The 18260-nt window shown below is 48.2% G+C and carries 18 protein-coding genes and 1 other RNA gene; 11 read left to right on the top strand and 8 right to left on the bottom strand.

Annotated features, from left to right (window positions below; translation table 11 throughout):
• Positions 1–144: 144 nt before the first annotated feature.
• Positions 145–2784, bottom strand: coding sequence for a hypothetical protein (locus KOO62_00745; GenBank protein ID MBU8932510.1), 2640 nt, complete (start codon positions 2782–2784; stop codon positions 145–147).
• 132 nt (positions 2785–2916) lie between these two features.
• Here KOO62_00745 and KOO62_00740 point away from each other — a divergent pair, with 132 nt between their 5' ends.
• The 3 genes from KOO62_00740 to KOO62_00730 are packed head-to-tail and all read left to right on the top strand — an operon-like array spanning position 2917 to position 5504.
• Positions 2917–3912, top strand: a complete 996-nt coding sequence (locus KOO62_00740; GenBank protein MBU8932509.1) for an SDR family NAD(P)-dependent oxidoreductase — start codon at positions 2917–2919, stop codon at positions 3910–3912.
• Entirely contained in the window at positions 3909–4328 is a 420-nt protein-coding gene (locus KOO62_00735) for a hypothetical protein (protein MBU8932508.1), read from the top strand. The genes KOO62_00740 and KOO62_00735 overlap by 4 nt, the downstream gene beginning before the upstream one ends.
• A 9-nt stretch (positions 4329–4337) precedes the next feature.
• The gene (locus KOO62_00730; GenBank protein MBU8932507.1) at positions 4338–5504 is read left to right on the top strand and encodes an aminotransferase class V-fold PLP-dependent enzyme; all 1167 of its coding nucleotides are present in this window, start codon (positions 4338–4340) and stop codon (positions 5502–5504) included.
• A gap of 5 nt (positions 5505–5509) precedes the next feature.
• Here KOO62_00730 and KOO62_00725 read toward each other — a convergent pair whose 3' ends face one another.
• From KOO62_00725 to KOO62_00705, 5 genes are all read right to left on the bottom strand, one after another.
• Positions 5510–6577: an SGNH/GDSL hydrolase family protein gene (locus KOO62_00725; GenBank protein ID MBU8932506.1), complete on the bottom strand. Its 1068-nt coding sequence runs from the start codon at positions 6575–6577 to the stop codon at positions 5510–5512.
• 54 nt (positions 6578–6631) lie between these two features.
• The gene (locus tag KOO62_00720) at positions 6632–7705 is read right to left on the bottom strand and encodes an SGNH/GDSL hydrolase family protein (protein MBU8932505.1); all 1074 of its coding nucleotides are present in this window, start codon (positions 7703–7705) and stop codon (positions 6632–6634) included.
• 16 nt (positions 7706–7721) lie between these two features.
• Positions 7722–7883 carry a hypothetical protein gene (locus KOO62_00715; GenBank protein MBU8932504.1) on the bottom strand — a complete coding sequence of 54 codons (162 nt, stop codon included), beginning with the start codon at positions 7881–7883 and terminating at the stop codon, positions 7722–7724.
• Between the two features lie 64 nt (positions 7884–7947).
• A complete protein-coding gene (locus KOO62_00710) occupies positions 7948–9684 on the bottom strand; it encodes a carbamoyltransferase (GenBank protein MBU8932503.1) in 1737 nt (578 codons plus the stop codon).
• Between the two features lie 2 nt (positions 9685–9686).
• A complete protein-coding gene (locus tag KOO62_00705; GenBank protein ID MBU8932502.1) occupies positions 9687–9932 on the bottom strand; it encodes a hypothetical protein in 246 nt (81 codons plus the stop codon).
• Between the two features lie 105 nt (positions 9933–10037).
• On the opposite strand from KOO62_00705, the gene KOO62_00700 reads away from it, so the two are divergent.
• From KOO62_00700 to KOO62_00670, 7 genes are all read left to right on the top strand, one after another.
• Positions 10038–11078, top strand: coding sequence for an NAD-dependent epimerase/dehydratase family protein (locus KOO62_00700; protein ID MBU8932501.1), 1041 nt, complete (start codon positions 10038–10040; stop codon positions 11076–11078).
• A 106-nt stretch (positions 11079–11184) separates the two neighbouring features.
• Positions 11185–12408, top strand: coding sequence for an alpha/beta fold hydrolase (locus KOO62_00695; GenBank protein ID MBU8932500.1), 1224 nt, complete (start codon positions 11185–11187; stop codon positions 12406–12408).
• Positions 12409–12477: 69 nt separating this feature from the next.
• Positions 12478–12915: a hypothetical protein gene (locus KOO62_00690; protein MBU8932499.1), complete on the top strand. Its 438-nt coding sequence runs from the start codon at positions 12478–12480 to the stop codon at positions 12913–12915.
• Positions 12916–13103: 188 nt separating this feature from the next.
• On the top strand, positions 13104–13718 hold the full coding sequence (locus tag KOO62_00685; protein ID MBU8932498.1) for a hypothetical protein: 615 nt from the start codon (positions 13104–13106) through the stop codon (positions 13716–13718).
• Positions 13719–14029: 311 nt separating this feature from the next.
• Positions 14030–14385: a transfer-messenger RNA gene (gene ssrA, locus KOO62_00680) on the top strand.
• A 455-nt stretch (positions 14386–14840) separates the two neighbouring features.
• On the top strand, positions 14841–15197 hold the full coding sequence (locus tag KOO62_00675) for a YdhR family protein (protein MBU8932497.1): 357 nt from the start codon (positions 14841–14843) through the stop codon (positions 15195–15197).
• A gap of 49 nt (positions 15198–15246) precedes the next feature.
• A complete protein-coding gene (locus tag KOO62_00670) occupies positions 15247–16215 on the top strand; it encodes an NAD(P)-dependent alcohol dehydrogenase (protein MBU8932496.1) in 969 nt (322 codons plus the stop codon).
• A 66-nt stretch (positions 16216–16281) separates the two neighbouring features.
• Here KOO62_00670 and KOO62_00665 read toward each other — a convergent pair whose 3' ends face one another.
• Both KOO62_00665 and KOO62_00660 read right to left on the bottom strand, forming a co-directional pair.
• Complete coding sequence (locus tag KOO62_00665) at positions 16282–16647, bottom strand: DUF2938 domain-containing protein (protein ID MBU8932495.1); 366 nt, start codon at positions 16645–16647, stop codon at positions 16282–16284.
• A gap of 121 nt (positions 16648–16768) precedes the next feature.
• Positions 16769–17092 (bottom strand): hypothetical protein, encoded by a 324-nt coding sequence (locus KOO62_00660; protein ID MBU8932494.1) that lies wholly within the window; start codon positions 17090–17092, stop codon positions 16769–16771.
• A gap of 167 nt (positions 17093–17259) precedes the next feature.
• On the opposite strand from KOO62_00660, the gene KOO62_00655 reads away from it, so the two are divergent.
• Entirely contained in the window at positions 17260–18009 is a 750-nt protein-coding gene (locus tag KOO62_00655; GenBank protein ID MBU8932493.1) for a class I SAM-dependent methyltransferase, read from the top strand.
• Positions 18010–18260 lie beyond the last annotated feature (251 nt).

Here is an 18260-nt window from a genome sequence, read left to right as displayed (position 1 = left end):
CCTCGGTTTGATTAATCCGAACTGTAATTCTAATTCGCAGCCGCGCTGCAGATTCCTGAACATACACCTTCACTATGGTTTTGTACAAGCATTAAGTTCAGGATAGCAGTGAGCCTGGGGGAGAATCGAAACAGTTTGCCGCCTCTACCTTATAATAACAAGTTTACCTATCTGCACTTCGCCGTTGTGTCTTTCCACCGTCCAGTAATAGAGGCCGGAGACTACTATCTGCCCATTACGGGTAATCATGTCCCAGGAATCATGAGGAGCGTTGGGATCGGATGAATCCATATTATGATCTATCTCTTTGATGAGATCACCGTCCAGAGTGAAGATACGAATAACACACCGGGCCGGCAGATTGGCAAAGTGGATAACTCGTACGCGATCATCCCCTCGATCGTCTATCCGCCCCTCAAATCCCATTTCCCGATAATCGACATCGAGACGATACGGGTTGGGGTAGACCAGGACGCTGCCATCAGATGTCCCCGCCAGATAGCCGTGGGGGCGGGGATACACGCTTTGAGCGCCGAGGGAAACCGACGATTCGAGTGATATCAGGCCGGATTCCGGCGAACCGAAATCAAAAGCGGTGACATTCACCCAGTAAGCCACAGTGGGCAGAAGATTGTCGATCACATATTCGTATTCGTAGTACTTGAGATACCCATCCTCAGTCAGTTCCTCCGCTTGGGCAGAGTCGGGATTGGTCGAGGTGGGGAAGGGTTGGTCGGGGTAGAGTTTGCGAATGGAACCCGGCAGCCCAAACTCGGAAGCGTTATAATCCTGCGGCTCGAAATATACTAGAGTAGTCGGTTCGGAGGGTGGTGAATATGGCGATGTGCGCGAGTGGTTCATGGGAATGAGTTCAGGGTCGCCATACAATTCACGTAGCTCTGCGAGGGTAAGAGGAATTCCCGTTAGCATCCAGGTCCGCTTCGTCTGGTTGTACACATAACGGTTGTAGTCATCTCGGTCCCAGGATGCTACCAGACTGAAGCTCTCCTCACGTTCATCTCTTCCGATGTATAAGCGATAGCCTTCAAAATCGGTTAGATGCAGAAACACATCCTCCTCAGTCTCCGATCGGGTTCCGTTGAAGCGGATACGAATAGAACCTTCGGCAGGCGTTACCCAAAAAGCTGGCGCGGGCGGTGGTGCGGCTCCCCGGAAATCCGGGACGCCATCGCCAACGTAGAAAAAGGAATCACATTGATCATACGCCCAGGAAGTGTCGTTATTTGCGGTATCGATGGCTACGATTGTGGATTCTATGCAGCAGGTATGTGCCTCGCCATAATACCCGTCACCATCGGTATCTATGCCGGGATTATCGTATATCCAGTCAGCCCAGACGGCGTTTCGGGCCAGATCAGAGAAGTCGAGATTGGCCATATAGGCATTCGGGTTTGTGAGTAGGTTCTCGTTGTTACCGGGAATGATATGAAGGTTTTCCCCGGCAACATAGGCAAAAGAAATAGGCAGCGTCTGCCCCGGTGCAATATCGAACGGGCCGAATGACAACAGGTAGCGTGTATCAAAGCCGTCAGCGAAATCTTCGGCAAGGTCCTGATTAGGATAAATCCAGAGAGGGTCATTGACCTGAATCGAAGAAGTGTAAACCTGGTTATAGTCAAATTCCTGATTGCTGAGCACATAGTACTTATTGACATCACCCTCCGGTGTGCCTAACCCACCGGTTCGAAAATCCCGAAAAGACTCTTTGTTTAGGCCAACAGAATCTCGCTCACGGGGTCCGAAATCGAGTGACGGGCTGCCATTGCCAATCCACCAGTTATAACTGACATTAAGTTTCGTTGAGGGCGTACGTACAATGCGCGTGGCCGTAACATGCGGACATGGGTGAATTTTACCGTCACTATGAACCAGGTCAGGGTCACCATCGTCATCGGCAATCCAGGCGGCAAACACTGTATCCTCAAAAATGCAGTCGCCGTATTCTCCGGGGTAGGTGTGCAGAAAGCCGGTATGGTCATCAACGAAGGAACCCGTCCCGAAGCAGTCATAACAGACCATACAGTCCATGTATATCCCCATGTAGACATCCTGAAGCGTTCTGGCGCCGATATTCTTGATCTTGTAATCGAACAGAACAAAATCCTCGGCGTACGAATAGGACCAGGCATAGGATGCCTGTGTGACCTTGATATTGAGAGGTTGGTGGGGTTGACCAAAGTAGTCGATGGGAATACCGTCGGTTCGCGTATCGGTGTAGACCGAGATGTAATCCTCCTCTGATACGGCATCATCATAATATGGCGAGTTGGGATCCCGGATCGACCGATAGATCATTTCGCCAGGCACACCTTCGCCGGGATACATTTCGTAGGCCTGTTGCCAACCATCGGCTCCAACTGAGACAAGCGTGTCGCGTCCCACTACCGCCCCAATCCAAAATGCTCCGCCAAACAGGTAGACGATATTGGAACCTTTCGGATACTGGCAGGAGTGGCTAATCGGTTGTCCCGTGAACCAGTCAGATTGCGATCCCGGATGATAGGAAACTCCTATTGTGCCATTGTTGCTAACGGCCAGCTCGATTTTTCCAACACGGTGGGCCGCCAGGCAATGAGCTGGTACACTATTTGTAAAGCTGACTCCGTCTCTGGTGGGGTCAAGCAGCGTTCGTGCTCCGGCTGATCCAATAAGAATCAGTAGTATGGCTATTGTAATGAGCACTGACCTCAAAATCCCTTTCTCGGGTACGGGGACGAAACTACGATATAGAGTCTGTGCGTTATCTATATTGAAGGTTTGCATTCCCTACAATCACTGATTTTCTTAGGCAAATCAAGTCACATTTGGGTGGGTGATCACATTGGTCTGGAACTATCCAGTCACGCGCGATAATCATCACTTGTCCGGACTAATCAAATTGTCTAAGTTCACGCCATGTCCAGTTTACCATCATCGGTCCTTATCACCGGGGCCAACGGGTTTGTTGGAGCAAGGTTATGCCGTGCTTTTATAGAGCGTGGTTTTCGTGTTGTCGCCGGTGTACGTGAAAGTGCGAGTCTGACGACTCTTGAGAAACTTGAGGTCGAATATCGCAAGGGTGATGTTACCCAGCCTGAGACACTGCGGGAAATGGTCGCTGGAGTGGATTATGTTGTTCATAATGCCGGCGTAGTCAAAGCTCGACATAAGGACACCTTCTTTGAGGTCAACGAGAGGGGAACAAGGTCTCTCATGGAGGAGGTGGCGAAGAACAATCCGGATGTCAAAAAGGTGATCTACATTTCATCGTTGGCTGCAGCCGGTCCGGCAATTGAGGGACGACCGGTGACAGAGGATGATCAACCACGTCCGATCAGTATCTACGGCGAATCAAAACTGGCCGGAGAGAAAGCGGCACTATCTTACGCCGAACAGCTTAATGTTATCTCAATTCGCCCTCCCGGAGTCTATGGTCCTGGCGACCGCGAGATATTCTCGTTTTTCAACATTGTTAACAAGGGTATCCGTCCGCTGATTGGAAACATCAATCGTAAGTTGCAGTTAGTTCATGTCGATGATCTGTGCCGGGGTATCTGTCTGGCCACCACCGGAGAGACCGTGTCAGGTGAAAGCTACTTCATTGCCGAGAACCAATCCTACACTATGAAAGATCTTGTCGATATTCTGGCTCGGGCCGCCGGCAGGAAAGGGATCGCCCTCAGATTACCGGGAGCATTGTTCAAGCTGATTGCCGTTATCTCGGAGTTTACCTTCAAGGCGGTAGGGGCAACGCCAATGCTTACACGCGAGAAGGCACGCGAACTGCACACCTCGTGGGAAGTCTCGACATCAAAGGCACGGGGTGCCTTCGGCTTCGAATCGGAGATTCCATTTGAACAAGGTGCCCGCGAAACCTACAAATGGTACCGTCGGGAAGGTTGGCTGAAATGATATCCTATCCATTGATGGCCTGGTGTTTTGGTGTTGCCGGTGCGTATCTTCTGGTTCTCTCCGTGCTGTGGCATTGGCTTGAGAATATTCTGAACATCACCCGCGGCGTACCGGATGACCTTCTCGAACCGACCGGACCGGGGCTTTATGTCGTCAACTTCTTGACCGAGTTTGCCTTCTTTGTTGCCGTTCCAACTATGGCGTACAGTTTCTTGTATGTAGTATTACCCTTTGATGGTATCCGTGCGGCGGTGGCTGTCGCTTTGCTGGTTTTCACTCTGGGAGCAGTGCCTACTCTTATGGGGTTGACCGTACGATTGAAACTCTCGATGCCGTATTTACTCTTTTTCTTGTTTGGTTATTTTCTCAAGTTGGCCGGTTCATTGATTATCATCGGGTATATCTACCTGTTGTGAGGTTTGTTTATGGCTACTGACAATGACCGTCCGTTCAGAGAAGTTCGAAAGCTCTTTCCGCATACAAAAGAAGTCGTCTATTTCAACACTGCTTCCAACGGACCTTTCTCGACCAGCCTATGCCAGTCCATTGATGGTTACCTCCAGTCGCGGCTGGCGATCAAGGATGATACCCACGGAGCTTTCGACACCGCCGCTGAACTTCGTCGACACTATGCTGCTCTGACTGGGGCGAATGTACGGGAAATAGGATTGGGATTAAACACATCGTTTGGGCTCAATCTGGCGGCTTTCGGTCTGCCCCTGAAGAAGGGGGATGAGATTCTGGTTTCCGATATTGAGTTCCCGGCTGTTGCGTATACATTTCGCTCCGCCGCCGAGACTCGCGGCCTGAAACTGAAATTCGTCCCGTCGCGTAATCGTTGCTTCGATATGGAAAGTCTGGCTGACAGTATTACGCCCCGCTCGCGTTTGTTGGCTATTTCGTGGGTGCAGTTTTTCAACGGTTACCGCAACGATCTCAAGGCGCTTTCGGAGTTGTGCCGCAAGCATGATATGTATTTTGTCGTAGATGGTATCCAGGGCATGGGTGCCGAGCCGATCAATCTTCACCGAATCGGAGTAGATGTTTTCACTTCAGGTTGTCAAAAATGGATGCTCTCGCCCCAGGGATGCAGCTTTTTCTATCTCTCTGATCGTGTTCGCGACCAGATTAAGCCAACCTTCATGTCATGGCTCGGTGTCGATTGGCAACAACAGTTCACCGATCTGTTCCGCTATGACCTGCCCTGGTTCGATTCTGCCCGACGTTTCGAAATGGGGTACTACGTCGTTCTTAATCAGATAGGCATGTTGGAGTCGGCCCGACTGTTTCGGCAGCTGGGCATTCGCAACATTCGTCGACACAATTACGCCCTCGTGGATCATCTGGCACGCTATATCAAAAGAGATCCATACTACGCAATTACGTCGTCGATGGAGTCAAGACATCGCTCCGCGATTTTTACTTTCACCTGTACCGACTACGAACTGTTGCACCGTCACCTGATCAAGGAGAAGATCATCCTTGTCCAACGCGAGGGATCAATCAGAGTGGCGATCCATCTTCATAATAATCGTTCCGATGTCGATCGGTTAATTGGCGTGTTGAGGAGATGGTCGGCTAAAAGATCGTAGTTCTGTCAATCAAGTTTTTCTTTGATCTCGACATTCCGACCGACACTCGTCAAATGCTCATGAATTATTCGAGCGGCTACATGATGTCCCCGAGCGTTGAAGTGAATCGCATCCACCAGAGGGTCATCGAAAAGGCCGGTGTGTCGGTCGAACTCCACAGCCAGGTCAACCATTTTGATATTTGATATAGACGCTATTTCACGAATAATCCGGTTGTACTTTTCGTGAAAGGAATGCAGAGGGGAGCGATGCCCGGGTGGATAATATGTCGCGAGCAATGGAATCGGCGAGGTGAGCAAAATGGGCCGAGCACCATCATCTCTGATCCGCTGACACAATGATTCGATATTATCGCGGAAATCATCCGGCCCGACCCGATAAACCGGGGCACTTCGGTCAAAGAGAGAATCCCGGTCCTGCTCTATCATTACCAGTAGTAGTTTCTTCATTAATCGATAAGTATGCAGTCGGGATAGATTGTTCTGTATATCCAGCAGGAACTGGGGAGGAGGTTGTTGATCTTTGTCGGCTATCTGTGAGGCCGCCGCCCAGTGGTCATTGAATGCGAACAAAATTAACACGATGTCCGGTCCAAGCGAGCGCAAGTCAGACTCGTAGAAGCGTTTCCCTTGTAGTGATGTGTACCCCGGAATGGCACCGTTGATGACCTCGTATTCACCTGTCAACATGGTTTCGAGCTGCCTTAAATAGCCCGTTTCGTATGCGACCCCCCACCCAAAAGTACACGAATTGCCCAAACCCAGGATGCGAGGACGATTGGCATGTTTTTCAATTTCCGGCCCATGCAGACCCAGCGAATTGATCCGATATGTGCGGCCAATAAAGAATTTGGAAGACACCGTTCTGTCAGGGCGGAAACGCCAGAATAGATTATGGTCCTTTTTGAATATATCTGGATAGTCAAGAGCACGGTTGAGTATGAAAAAGCGATTTTGGAAAAATGTTTCTATCTTGGCGAGACGAATAACGCCATCTATTAACGCTACTAAAGTAACTAGAGATACCACAGCCACAACCAGCCGCAATACGATGTTAGAACTCCGTTTCGTCATGTTGGGAATATAGTTTCGTCCAGAGGATGTGTCAGGTTCGAAATAGCCGTAGTTCTACTTGCTCGAGTAGACCGGCCTGAGAACTTCGACTATGGTCTGAGCCGCAACTGCGTGTCCCTGGGAATTGTAGTGTACGGCATCGCCGTAGGCATCGTCGAATAGGTCGTTACGCTGGTCAAAGACTTGTTGCAAATCTGCGACGGCCAAGTTCTCCCTGTGTGCCAGATCGTGTATCGCCTGCTGATAGCTGGCGTGAATCCGGTGAAAAGGAGACACCGTTTCATCGAAATAGATATCCATAGCGGCGATAGGAGGAACGACCAGAATTGGTGTGATAGCCCTTGAATGAGCAAGACGAACCATAGATCGAAGATTCATATAGAACTGGTCCTGCGAAACTCGTCGCGTAGCAACCGATCCCAGTGTCAGATTCTGTTTCTTGTCGGTTAGGGACAGCACTAACATTCTCATGAACTGATAGGTCTTCAAGGGTGCCAGGAGATTGTGTCCCTTAAGCAACCACGGAGCCGGCATCTGTTGGTCACAATCGGGTATGCCCAATCCGGCGGCCCAATGGTCATTCCATCCAAAACATATTAGCACAACGTCAGGATCGAGGTGTACCAGTTCTTCTTCGAAATAAATCCGACCCTGATGTGACGAATAGCCCGGAACGCCGGCGTTGATTATCTCGACGGTGTTTCCGTATTGTTCTTTGACAAGTGGTTCAAGTTGTGCTGTCCAGGTTTGCGCCCAGGGGACACCCCAGCCGAACGTACACGAATTGCCAAGAGCTACGATGCGTAGTCCTGATTTCTGCCTCTGTGTTTCGGGGCCACGTCTACCCGACGAATTAATGTGGTAGTCAATGTAGCAAAATGCCCGGGAGTCTATTGTCTGATTCTCTCTGAAACGCCAGAACAGTCGAGCATCCTTCTGGTAAATGTCGGCGAAGTCAATGTCGCGATTCAGAGGGAAGAACTGATTCTTGAAGGCGGGCTCGACCTCAATAGCATTGAATACGAATTCAGATACTAGCAGAAACCCCAGCAGAAAGACAAGGCCTACCAGAAGTTTCACATAAACAGGCACCGGCCTGATGCGGTGCTCAGGTTGCAAGGTAGCCATAGATTCGCTCCGCAACTTAGAATAGCGAATAGATGAACGGGGCCAGCGCCGACGATTCGGTGAACACTACCAACAAAGATAGCAAGACCAGAAAGAGCAGAATAGGTCCCAGCCACCATTTCTTGGAGGTCTTCAAGAAATGAAACATCTCAGATAGTATGCGTAATCGTCGAAACATGGCGATCAGTCAGATAAAAGTTGTAACAAACTGGGGCAAGAACAAGTTCACCAACGCACCTGCGCTAGTCATCACTCTTCTCGAATTTGAACTTCCGCAACAGAGCCCCAGAAACCATCCTCTTATCCACAATATAACCGCCGAGGAGGACAAAGTCAATACCACCCGAGCAGAATGTGGCGAAGGCATCTTCGGGAGTGTTAACGATGGGGTGTCCACGCAAGTTGAAAGAGGTGTTGAGCACAACGGCCACTCCGGTCAGTTTACGGAATTCATCAATAAGGCGATGAAAAATCGGATTGTCCTCGGCGGATACGGTCTGAATGCGAGAGGAATTGTCAACGTGTGTTACGGCTGGGATGGTTGCACGTTTGTCGGAATGTACGTTGAAATTGAACAACATAAAGGGCGACTCGCCCTGACAATCGAAGTAGTCTGCAGCGTGTTCAGCCATTACGGCTGGAGCAAATGGTCGGAACGGTTCGCGGTATTTTACTGCGGCGTTGATCTTCTCTTTCATGGTATTGTCGCGTGGGTCGGCTACGATTGAGCGGAACCCAAGCGCTCGTGGTCCAAACTCGGCTGCGCCCTGGAAAATGGCAACGATCTTTCCGTCGGCCACGGCCTTAGCCGCCCGCGTCGCAAGCTGACCGACATCTCCGGCTTCGTGTGGAATATTCTCGCGGTCGAGGAAATTCCCGATCTCGTCATCATCGTACACCGGGCCCAGATTCCAAAATGGCTGGGGGCGCTTATTGTCCTTTGTGCACTGGTAGTGGGTGTAGAGTGCTGCGCCTACGGCACCGCCGGAGTCACCGGCAGCGGGCTGGATGTAGATATTGTCGAAAATCTGTTCTCGAAGAAGGAGACCGTTGGCTCGGCAATTGAGCGCGACGCCGCCAGCCATGCATAGATTGTTCATACCGGTTTTTTCGCGTACATGACGTGCCATGCGCAGGACGATTTTTTCGGTAACTTTCTGAATTGACGCGGCCACGTCGTTATGGAATGGTTGCAGATCCGACTCCGGATTGCGTCGGGGTTGGCCAAACAATTTCTCCATTGCCGGGCCGGTCATGGTCAGACCATGGCAGTATGTGAAGTAGTCGAGGTTCAGGTGGATCGAACCGTCATCATGGATAGTGACCAGTTTCTCCTCAATCAGGTCGGCATAACGCGGAGTTCCGTATGGAGCCAGCCCCATGATCTTATATTCGGCAGAGTTAACACGAAAACCCAGGTAGTAGGTCATGGCCGAGTATATCAGTCCCACCGAATGGGGATAATGCATCTCATCAATCAGTCGCACTCGATTGTTGTCACCGACTCCATAAGAAGCATTGGCCCACTCTCCAACGCCGTCGATCGTAAGAATTGCTGCCTGTTCGAAAGGTGAACAATAGAACGCTCCGGCGGCGTGTGATAAGTGATGCGGTAGGAAAAGAGCCTCGCCATCGTAACCCAGTTCCTTGTGAATAACGTAATCAACCCAAAGTTTGCGACGTAACCAGATAGGCAGGGCGGCAAGAAAGGCCTTGTAGGAACGGAAGGGGTTTGCCATATAGCCGGTCAGGATGCGTTCGAACTTGAGCAGCGGCTTGTCATAGAAAACAACATGATCCAAATCGTTGATCTCCAGACCGGTCCGCTTGAGACAATATCTTACTGCGCCGACAGGCAATTCCGGGTCATGTTTCTTCCGACTGATGCGTTCTTCGCTTGAAGCGGCTTGCAGAACCCCATCGCACACAATCGCGGCGGCGGCATCATGATAAAAGCAGGAAATACCGAGGATGCGCATGGTCAACTCAGTCGTCGCAAAGAGCTCTGGTCCGGCTCATTATCACGAACCGGTTTCCAATTGGTTTTAGTTAACGATTTCTTTCTGCGTCCATCAAGCGGATCCCAGCCAAACAGACGCATACATAGTCCCATCGGGGCAACGGCAACAAAGTAAAACAGTGTTAGCAATAGCAAGGTGTTGAAGCGACCCACTACGAGAGCGAATTTCATCCATCCATGCCAGATTGTTTTTAAAAGTTTTTTCATCAAACATACACCGTTATATTAAAATCAATTGATGATAACGTCAGTTTTTCGTATCTCAAAGTATAATATCGGTATGACTGACCTCTTCGGTAATAGGTAACTGCAATGTCTCTGTCTGATGATAAGATTCTGGTAACTGGCGCTTCCGGGTCGCTGGGTAAACAACTCCTGTATGAGCTTGACCGTCGCGGTCTGAAATCCGTTGCGCACGCACGCGAATCATCCGACACCAGGTATGTCGATTCTCTTGGATTGGAGAAACGGATAGTTGACCTTCAGGATTACGATGGGCTTCCTGCGCTTGTTAAAGGGATTGATGTTATCATCCATACGGCCGCGTGGGTGAATTTTCGACAGGACTGCGCGGAGCAGTTTACCGAGATTAATACGGTTGCACCGTGTCGCCTGTTTCAGGCGGCTCAGAAAGCTGGTGTGAAGCGGTTCGTGCATGCCTCGACTGTGGCTGCGACGGCTGCCCTGCCTCGTAAGTCGGATACAATCAACGGTCGCGTTGGGGCTCGGCTGAAGATTTCAGAAGACAACAAGTTCAATCTGGGGCATTTTCGTATTCCCTATATTATAACCAAACATGAAGCCGAAATCGAACTGGAAAAGCTATCGACGAGCGGTGACACCGAGTTGGTGACGGTGAATCCATCGATCATCGTGGCCCCATCCAGAACGGGCGATGATCGCGGTAAAGCACTCCAGACTTTTAGTCGGTGGCTGATGCCTGATTTACCTAACCGCGTTAATCTGGTCGATATTCGTGATGTCGCTCCTGCCGTAATCAATGCCATCACCGATGGTCGTCCCGGGCAACGCTATATCCTTGGAGGGGACAATGTCACGGTGCGGGAATTGATTCTGGCTGTTTCCTCAATTCTTGGCAAGATACCCCATCTGGTGCGGATTCCACGCTGGTTTCTCAACCTTGTGGCTACCTCTTCGTCCTCAATCAGTAAGATACGAGGCGGCAAGGTCTCGGTTTATCCCGACCTGGTGAAGCTTCTGGACTATGATTGGAGCTATTCATCCATGAAAGCCCGTCGGGAACTTGGCTTTACGAGCCGCTCGCTTGTGGATACGCTAAACGCATTGCTCACCAATTCCTTTAATGGCACCTACATGAGACCTGCGCCGTAGATAGGCTCAATGGTCGCAAAATTACCAATCCGACTCTTGCTTGACAGGTGCCTGTACATATCCTTATCATTCCCATTCGTTGAGGCTTTTGTGTGCTCTATGTGATATGGAAAACAAGAAGGATCGATCTCTGATGAACAAAACATGGATTGTTGGTTTGCTGGTTGTTATTGTCCTGTACACAGGAGCTACTCTGTGGTTTGCCGCAGGCGAGTCTAAGATTATTTATGAACAGTTGACAGAGACGATTGAACACCCTCCGTACGCCGACCTTGATATTAACCGCGTGGAATTGACCACCGACGATACTGTGAAACTGGTGGGTTGGGAGATCACAGCAGCTCCAGAGGATTCTTCAAACTACTGGCTCATCTACTTTCACGATCGGGGTCAGACGGTAGCATCAAACCTCGACGAATACATGCTGTTACGCAGCATGGGACTCAACGTCCTTGCTGTAGATTATCGAGGATTTGGTGAAAGCGGCGGTGAGCCGACCGAAATCGGGCTTGGACTTGATGCTCGGGCTTGCTATCACCAAATCAAACATGTCAGGGACATTAAATCGACTGACATCATCCTCTACGGTGTGGGTCTTGGTGCTGCGGTAGCCATAGATGTGGCGGTAGATGTAAATGCAGCCGCTGTAGTAGTTGTGGCTCCATACACTTCAGCTTGTGCGGTCGTAGGCGAATGCTATCCGATGTTCCCGGTTAGCTATTTTATTAGCTCTGAGTTTAATTCACTGGCCAGAATTCCACAGATCAATACTCCTAAACTGTTTATTCCATCTGGAACCGGAGAGTGTGGCACGGCGAATCATGCACGGCAGTTGTATGATGCTGCCTCGAAATACAGAACGCTGTTCGACTGGGGCGATTCACCGGCAGGTGTCTATGACCACAGCTTCTTTACGGAAATCTCTCGTCTCCTGGTCGCCAACTCCCCAATTGGTCTGAATCTGAAAACACCTCAATTACTTCTATCCGATTCGCTTCTTGTGTGGATTGACGATGAGGGGATAGGTTATGCGGTGCGGATGTATCAGGAAATCAGAAACAGCGACTCTACCGACTACGATCTAGACGAATATCAACTCGACCGCATCGGGCAGAGTCTGCTACAGGAAAATCGTCTCCAAGAGGCGGAACAGATGTTCCTCCTGAATATCGATGCTTTCCCTGGTTCGTTTCATGCGTACAATCAACTGGCTCAGGTCCTGATAAGATCGGGAGATTCTGAAACAGCCGAAGGTTACCTGCGCCGTTCGCTCACGCTTCAACCGAACAACAACCCGGCGACGGAGTTGCTTCAGAATCTGACCCGGTAGGATTGTTTGGTCATGCACATTACGGAGTCTATTCGCAAACCATAATTTTCAAACCAATGGAGAAATATCATGCGCAAGCTCGTTCTGCTCGTCTGCATGGTGGTGACAACGTCACTCCTCTTTGCCACTTCGATCTCAGCGGGGATGATTCCCCAATGGGAAGCCCCATCCGGAAAGCTGGGTTTCTACCCTATTTCCAACGAACTTTCCTTCTATCAGAACTATGATGACGCCGGTGAAAATCGAGGGAGGACATTTCAAGTTGTCTCGATCAACTCATTCAAACTACTCACGTCATTTACTTTTGAGTTCACAGGTGATTTCAATTGGAAATACTCATACGCCGATCCCTTTGACCTTTCGCTGGGCAAAAATAACTATGATTATTACGTAGAACTTTCGCTGGTCAAACCGGTAACGAGTTTTTTAAGTCTGAATGTCCAACGCGTTATTGCGACCTTTGAGTCCAAACCGATTAACCAGTTTGGGGTAAGGTTGGTGTTTTAGAAGAAGAATCTCATGAGTGGAAGACACCGCAGCTGTTGTCCACGGAATCAAGACATCAATACGGAATCAAGACATCAATAATGATCTGGAGCGGTTTAGGCTATATTTGAACAGTTCTTTAATAAAATAGGAAAGTGATTACGAGAGTCAAAAGAAAAAAAATGGTCTGGACTCTAGCAATAATCGCTGTGATAGTGATTATCGCTAGCGTTTTGTCAATTGTTATTAAGAACTTTTCTCATTTTGAGAGTAAGCCTTACTTGAGAGATCAAGGTGAGACTGCCCAAGTATTGGTTCTTTGCTACTCACGTAACGGGAATACTGAAGCCATGGCCAAGGAAATTGCCAAGTATCATGATGCTGATTTAAAATTCATTGAAGCTGAAAGCTACAGTAGAGATTTCACAGGCTGGTACAATGCTTTTATCGATGCTAGTAACGAAACAGAAACAATTATTAATCCCGAAACGATTGACATGAGCAGTTATGATTTGATTTTTCTTGGTTCTCCTATATGGCTATTCCGTCCGGCACCTCCAATTTGGACGTTTGTAAGAAACAATGATTTCACCAACAACAAAGTAATTTTATTCAACACATTTAATAGTAGGTTCGAGCAGGAAAATATAGATGAATTTGGTGATCTCATCGTAAGTAAAGGTGGCACATTGATAGATCATATTTACATCAGAAGAGGTCGTGCTACACCATTACAAAAAGATGGCAACGATGTGATTATGGAAACAATGGAAATCTTGAAACAACAGTGGGGTAATAAAGTTTCGGATAGCTCAACACAATAGTTCCGTAGGAAGTAAATGCCCACAGATAATCGGCCATTGACCAACACTGTCCGATAGAACAAATTGCCAAGGGTTACAAGTGTGTAGTGGGCAGCAGATGCCCTAAACAGGTGATACCTGTCGCCTGCCCCAATCAATTTGCAACTCTTCGGCTGCCGATGCGTTTAACTTATGCCGACATAACTTATGCCAGCTATTGAATATTTCCGGCAGTTGGTGTATACTATATGTAGAGTTCTTTGACATATGAAGTTGTCACGTCCTTTCATGGCCGCGACAGCTCACTCCTTCGACGATACGATTTCGATTATGGGGGTGAACTGGATTCGACGGGTTTAGTGGAGGGTTGTTGGCGTGCCGGGGTTGTCTGGGGCCCCGTTAAAAAACCGGGCAAAACACTAATTGGCGAATCTAATTACGCCATGGCAGCCTAGAAATAGTGCAGCCCGTTGTACCTGAACCGTTGTCTCTCGGGTCAGACTACAGCGCCGCAAAAGGAGACTCGGCTTTCCGACGCCTTTAAGGAGAGCTTAAAAACAAAGGCTGGCTTTGCCGGTGGCCTGTTGGTTGGCAGCTTGCAGAGCGAGAAATTATAGACCAACTACGCACGTAGAAAGCAGCCAGACGGTAGATTCGGACGGGGGTTCGATTCCCCCCACCTCCAATTGTTATAACTTGTTACAGTTCATCTAAATACGCCGGCATAATAGGTCGGATGATTTGTGTATACCCCCGTCCCTCTGCTATAACTACGAATATCGAACAATAACTTACAACGATCGTAGTCACGATTTGGTCACAGTGAAACCCGTCTGAGTTTATGTTGCAATGTGGTGAGGATGTCCTCTTTATTGAATTCGATGTCTGAATCATGAAGTGGATGGATAGTACATGTCGGCAGATGAGTTAGAAAGACCCAGATCATCGGGGGAACACCAAGAAGTTCCGCTTGTATCAGAGCCCACCGGCGTTGAATCCCCGGGCATCTTTCGCAGGCTTCCTATCGTATGTTTCTTCATTGCATTAATCTACTTCCTGATCGGTCGCTTACGGTTCCCAAGACGATTCGTCGCTCGATCATTTGAAATCGATGAGGATCAAGTATTCACTGTATTCCGCTATATGAAGCGAAGAACCGAACGCGAACACAGCCATGTCGGACCGGTCGTCCTTGTTGTACGCTTCCATTTTGCGAGATTCTCACAAACAGCTAATCGCAGACTGTCACTCATTCCAATTCTGTTGATAGCGGGATTTCCCGGCTTTCACGAAAAAATATGGATGATCAATGAAGAGAACGGCGAATGGCTCGGTCTGTACGAATGGGAAACTGAGCGAGTCGCCAAGGACTACGAGAAATCCTTCGTGCTTAGACTAATGACACGAAGAGCCGAAGAGGGCTCGGTCTCTCTGCGAATTATACGAGGTGCATCGGTCTCAGGCTATTTGCAGAAGAAGGATCGTTCTATTGCGCAGTAGGAGAGATTATGGAAGTTGAGGAGCACTTACAATTCGGAAAAACCAACGCATGAAAGCAATTGTATGTACAAAATACGGACCACCGGATGTTCTTCAACTCAAGGAGGTAGAGAAACCTACTCCGAAGGACAATGAAATACTAGTAAGGGTTTATGCGTCGACAGTAACAGCAGGGGACTGTAGAATTCGAAGTTTCACATGGGCTCGCTGGTTCTGGCTCCCCGGGCGAATAATGTATGGTCTAAGAAAGCCAAGAAAAAAAATACCAGGGTGTGATCTAGCCGGGGAAATTGAATTAGTAGGCAAAGCTGTAAAACTATTTAAGGAAGGCGATCAGGTTTTTGGATATACCAAGGGAGTATTTTTTAATGGTTGTAATGCTGAGTACAAATGCCTTCCTGAAGAAGAGTTAGTTGCAATAAAACCGGCCAATATGACCTATGAGGAAGCCGCCGCTGTTCCTATCGGGGGACTTTCAGCATTGCATTTTCTTAGAAAAGGAGATATCCAGAACGGACAAAAAGTTCTTATCCATGGAGCCTCTGGCAGCGTAGGCACTTTCGCGGTACAACTTGCCAAATACTTTGGCGCAGAAGTCACCGGAGTTTGCAGTACCATAAATTTAGAATTGGCAAAATCTCTGGGAGCCGATAAGGTCATTGATTACACGAAAGAGGATTTTACTAAAAACGGCCAGACCTATGACGCCATTTTTGACACAGTTGGCAAAACGACCTTTCCACATTGTAAAGGATCTCTAAAGCAAAGAGGTGTCTATCTGACAGTTGATTGGCCCTTTCTTCAAGCACTATGGACGTCAATTGTGGGTGGCAAAAAAGTAATAATTGGGATTGCACCAAATATAACTGAAAATCTAATTTTCCTCAAGGAACTTATTGAAGCTGGCAAGATAAAATCGGTCATAGATAGATGCTATCCTTTGGAACAGATTGTCGAGGCTCACAGGTATGTCGACAAAGGGCACAAGAAAGGTAACGTCGTCATTACGGTAACATAGAAAAATAATGCCCTGCAAATAGAGAAAGTCTATACAAGACTTTGAATTAAAATGTTGGGTCTCTCCTCACATTAAGAAACGGCGAAAAACAACTATCCATACAATCAACCCCAATCCGAAATTTGTATGATTAACGAGACTGGTAACAATGTAAAGTGATCTTCTTGGTGTTTTCGAAGCCAAAAAACCAAGCCCTATGCTGGGATACAGCCATAACCATGGCAGGAGAACCGTTGTTAATCCAAATATCAGAGGCATCCACAGTTGTTGGCGAATTGTCGGCACTTTTAATTCCGTGAGAAGATAGATTCCTGCTAGAACGATTCCTATCAAATAATGAGACAATAATGTTGCCGATTTTTCATAATTCAATACCGGTGTTTGATTGATATCCTTATGTATGAATTTTCCCTTAGCATATAAATGGTCCATCGTCCGACAACTTCAGGTTTTATCATTTGGTGAACGATCTTAGATTCGGTGAGAATAACAGCTAACATATCCATGATAAGGGTCGCCACGATACCCATTAAGATCATTTCTGCAAAATTTATCATTTTTCTTTTCCTGTTAGAAAGGTGAATGAATATGGACTCTTGTCTTGAATTTTAGGTACAGGTTGTAATAAGTCAATCAGTTTTCCATCAAACGCATAGCGAGCATTAAGGTCAAGGGCATTGATCATTGATGTCAAAGATTGGTGGCCACTACTTTTCCAACATAAGTAGCGGCTTGAGTCAAAAAAAACGGTCACAATTTGGTCACAATAGGGTGTAAGTCCTTGTGCCACAACGCGAGTATGGGGTTCGATTCCCCCCACCTCCACCAATATCATTGGTTTTTTTCCTGCGGACAGCGGCGCAAAAGGCCGGATCATTTACTCATACCCCCATCCCCCCTCTATATCGCTGAATATCAAGCAATAACTTGCGACGACGGTGGACACAATTTGGTCACAGTTCACTCTGCTCCTGTTCATCTTGCAATACGGAGAAGTTTACCTTATTTTGAATTGATTATTGATTATTGATTAGGGAGAAAAACTTGAACGATTACCAACTACTCATAGATTTCCACAAGCATGCGGTGCGGCAAGGACCGGGTGGAGAAGCTGAAACAAAACGAGCGCTGGAGTTGGCCGGACTTGACCGGTCACGCCCTCTGAAGATTGCGGATATTGGCTGTGGCACGGGCGCGTCGACCGTCCTGCTCGCAAAGGAGCTGGATGCGGAAATCACCGCCGTGGATTTTCTATCGGAGTTTCTTGACGAGCTCCAATCCAGAGCGCACAACCATGGGGTAGCAGACAAAATCACCACACTGAACTGCTCCATGAATACTCTGCCTTTTTCTGACGAGGAGTTTGATGTGATCTGGTCCGAGGGAGCTATATACAACATGGGTTTTGAGGCCGGTGTTTCGGCCTGGAACCGGTTCCTGAAACCGGGGGGAAAGCTCATCGTTTCCGAAATAACCTGGCTCAGTGTCACACGACCGCATGAGCTCCAGTCTTATTGGGAGAAGGAATACTCGCAGATTGATGTCGCCTCGTCAAAAATAGGAGTCCTCGAGCGTCATGGCTACAGCCCAGAGGCTTACTTCTTCTTGCCGATCCATTGCTGGCTTGAGAATTACTATCGACCCATGCAGATCCGTTTTGACGAGTTCCTTGAGCGGCATGGTCAAAGTACTCAGGCAAAGGCGATTGTTGAAGTGGAAAAAGATGAAATAGCCCTTTATGAAAGATACAGTGACTACTACAGCTATGGTGTTTATGTGGCGAAAAAGCTCTGAGCATGACGACTGAGGGGATCTATAGTTTTAAGATGTCTATGCCGCTCATACGGCAGTGAAAAAGTGGTCACAATAGGGTGTAACTCCTTGTGCCACAACGCGAGTATGGGGTTCGATTCCCCCCGGCTATTGTACCATTTTTAAGTTAGTTTTATCACAGCGTTTGTCAAGTTCGCTGGGGCTTGAAAACAGAAACTAGTCCAGTATGGCATCGATGCTGTTGAGTCCATACACCGGAGGAATGCCGGACA

This window comes from Candidatus Zixiibacteriota bacterium (assembly GCA_019038695.1).
Taxonomy (GTDB): Bacteria; Zixibacteria; MSB-5A5; order GN15; family FEB-12; genus B120-G9.
Note: the sequence above shows the minus strand (reverse complement) of the source record. Positions and strands in the feature narration are given on the sequence as shown.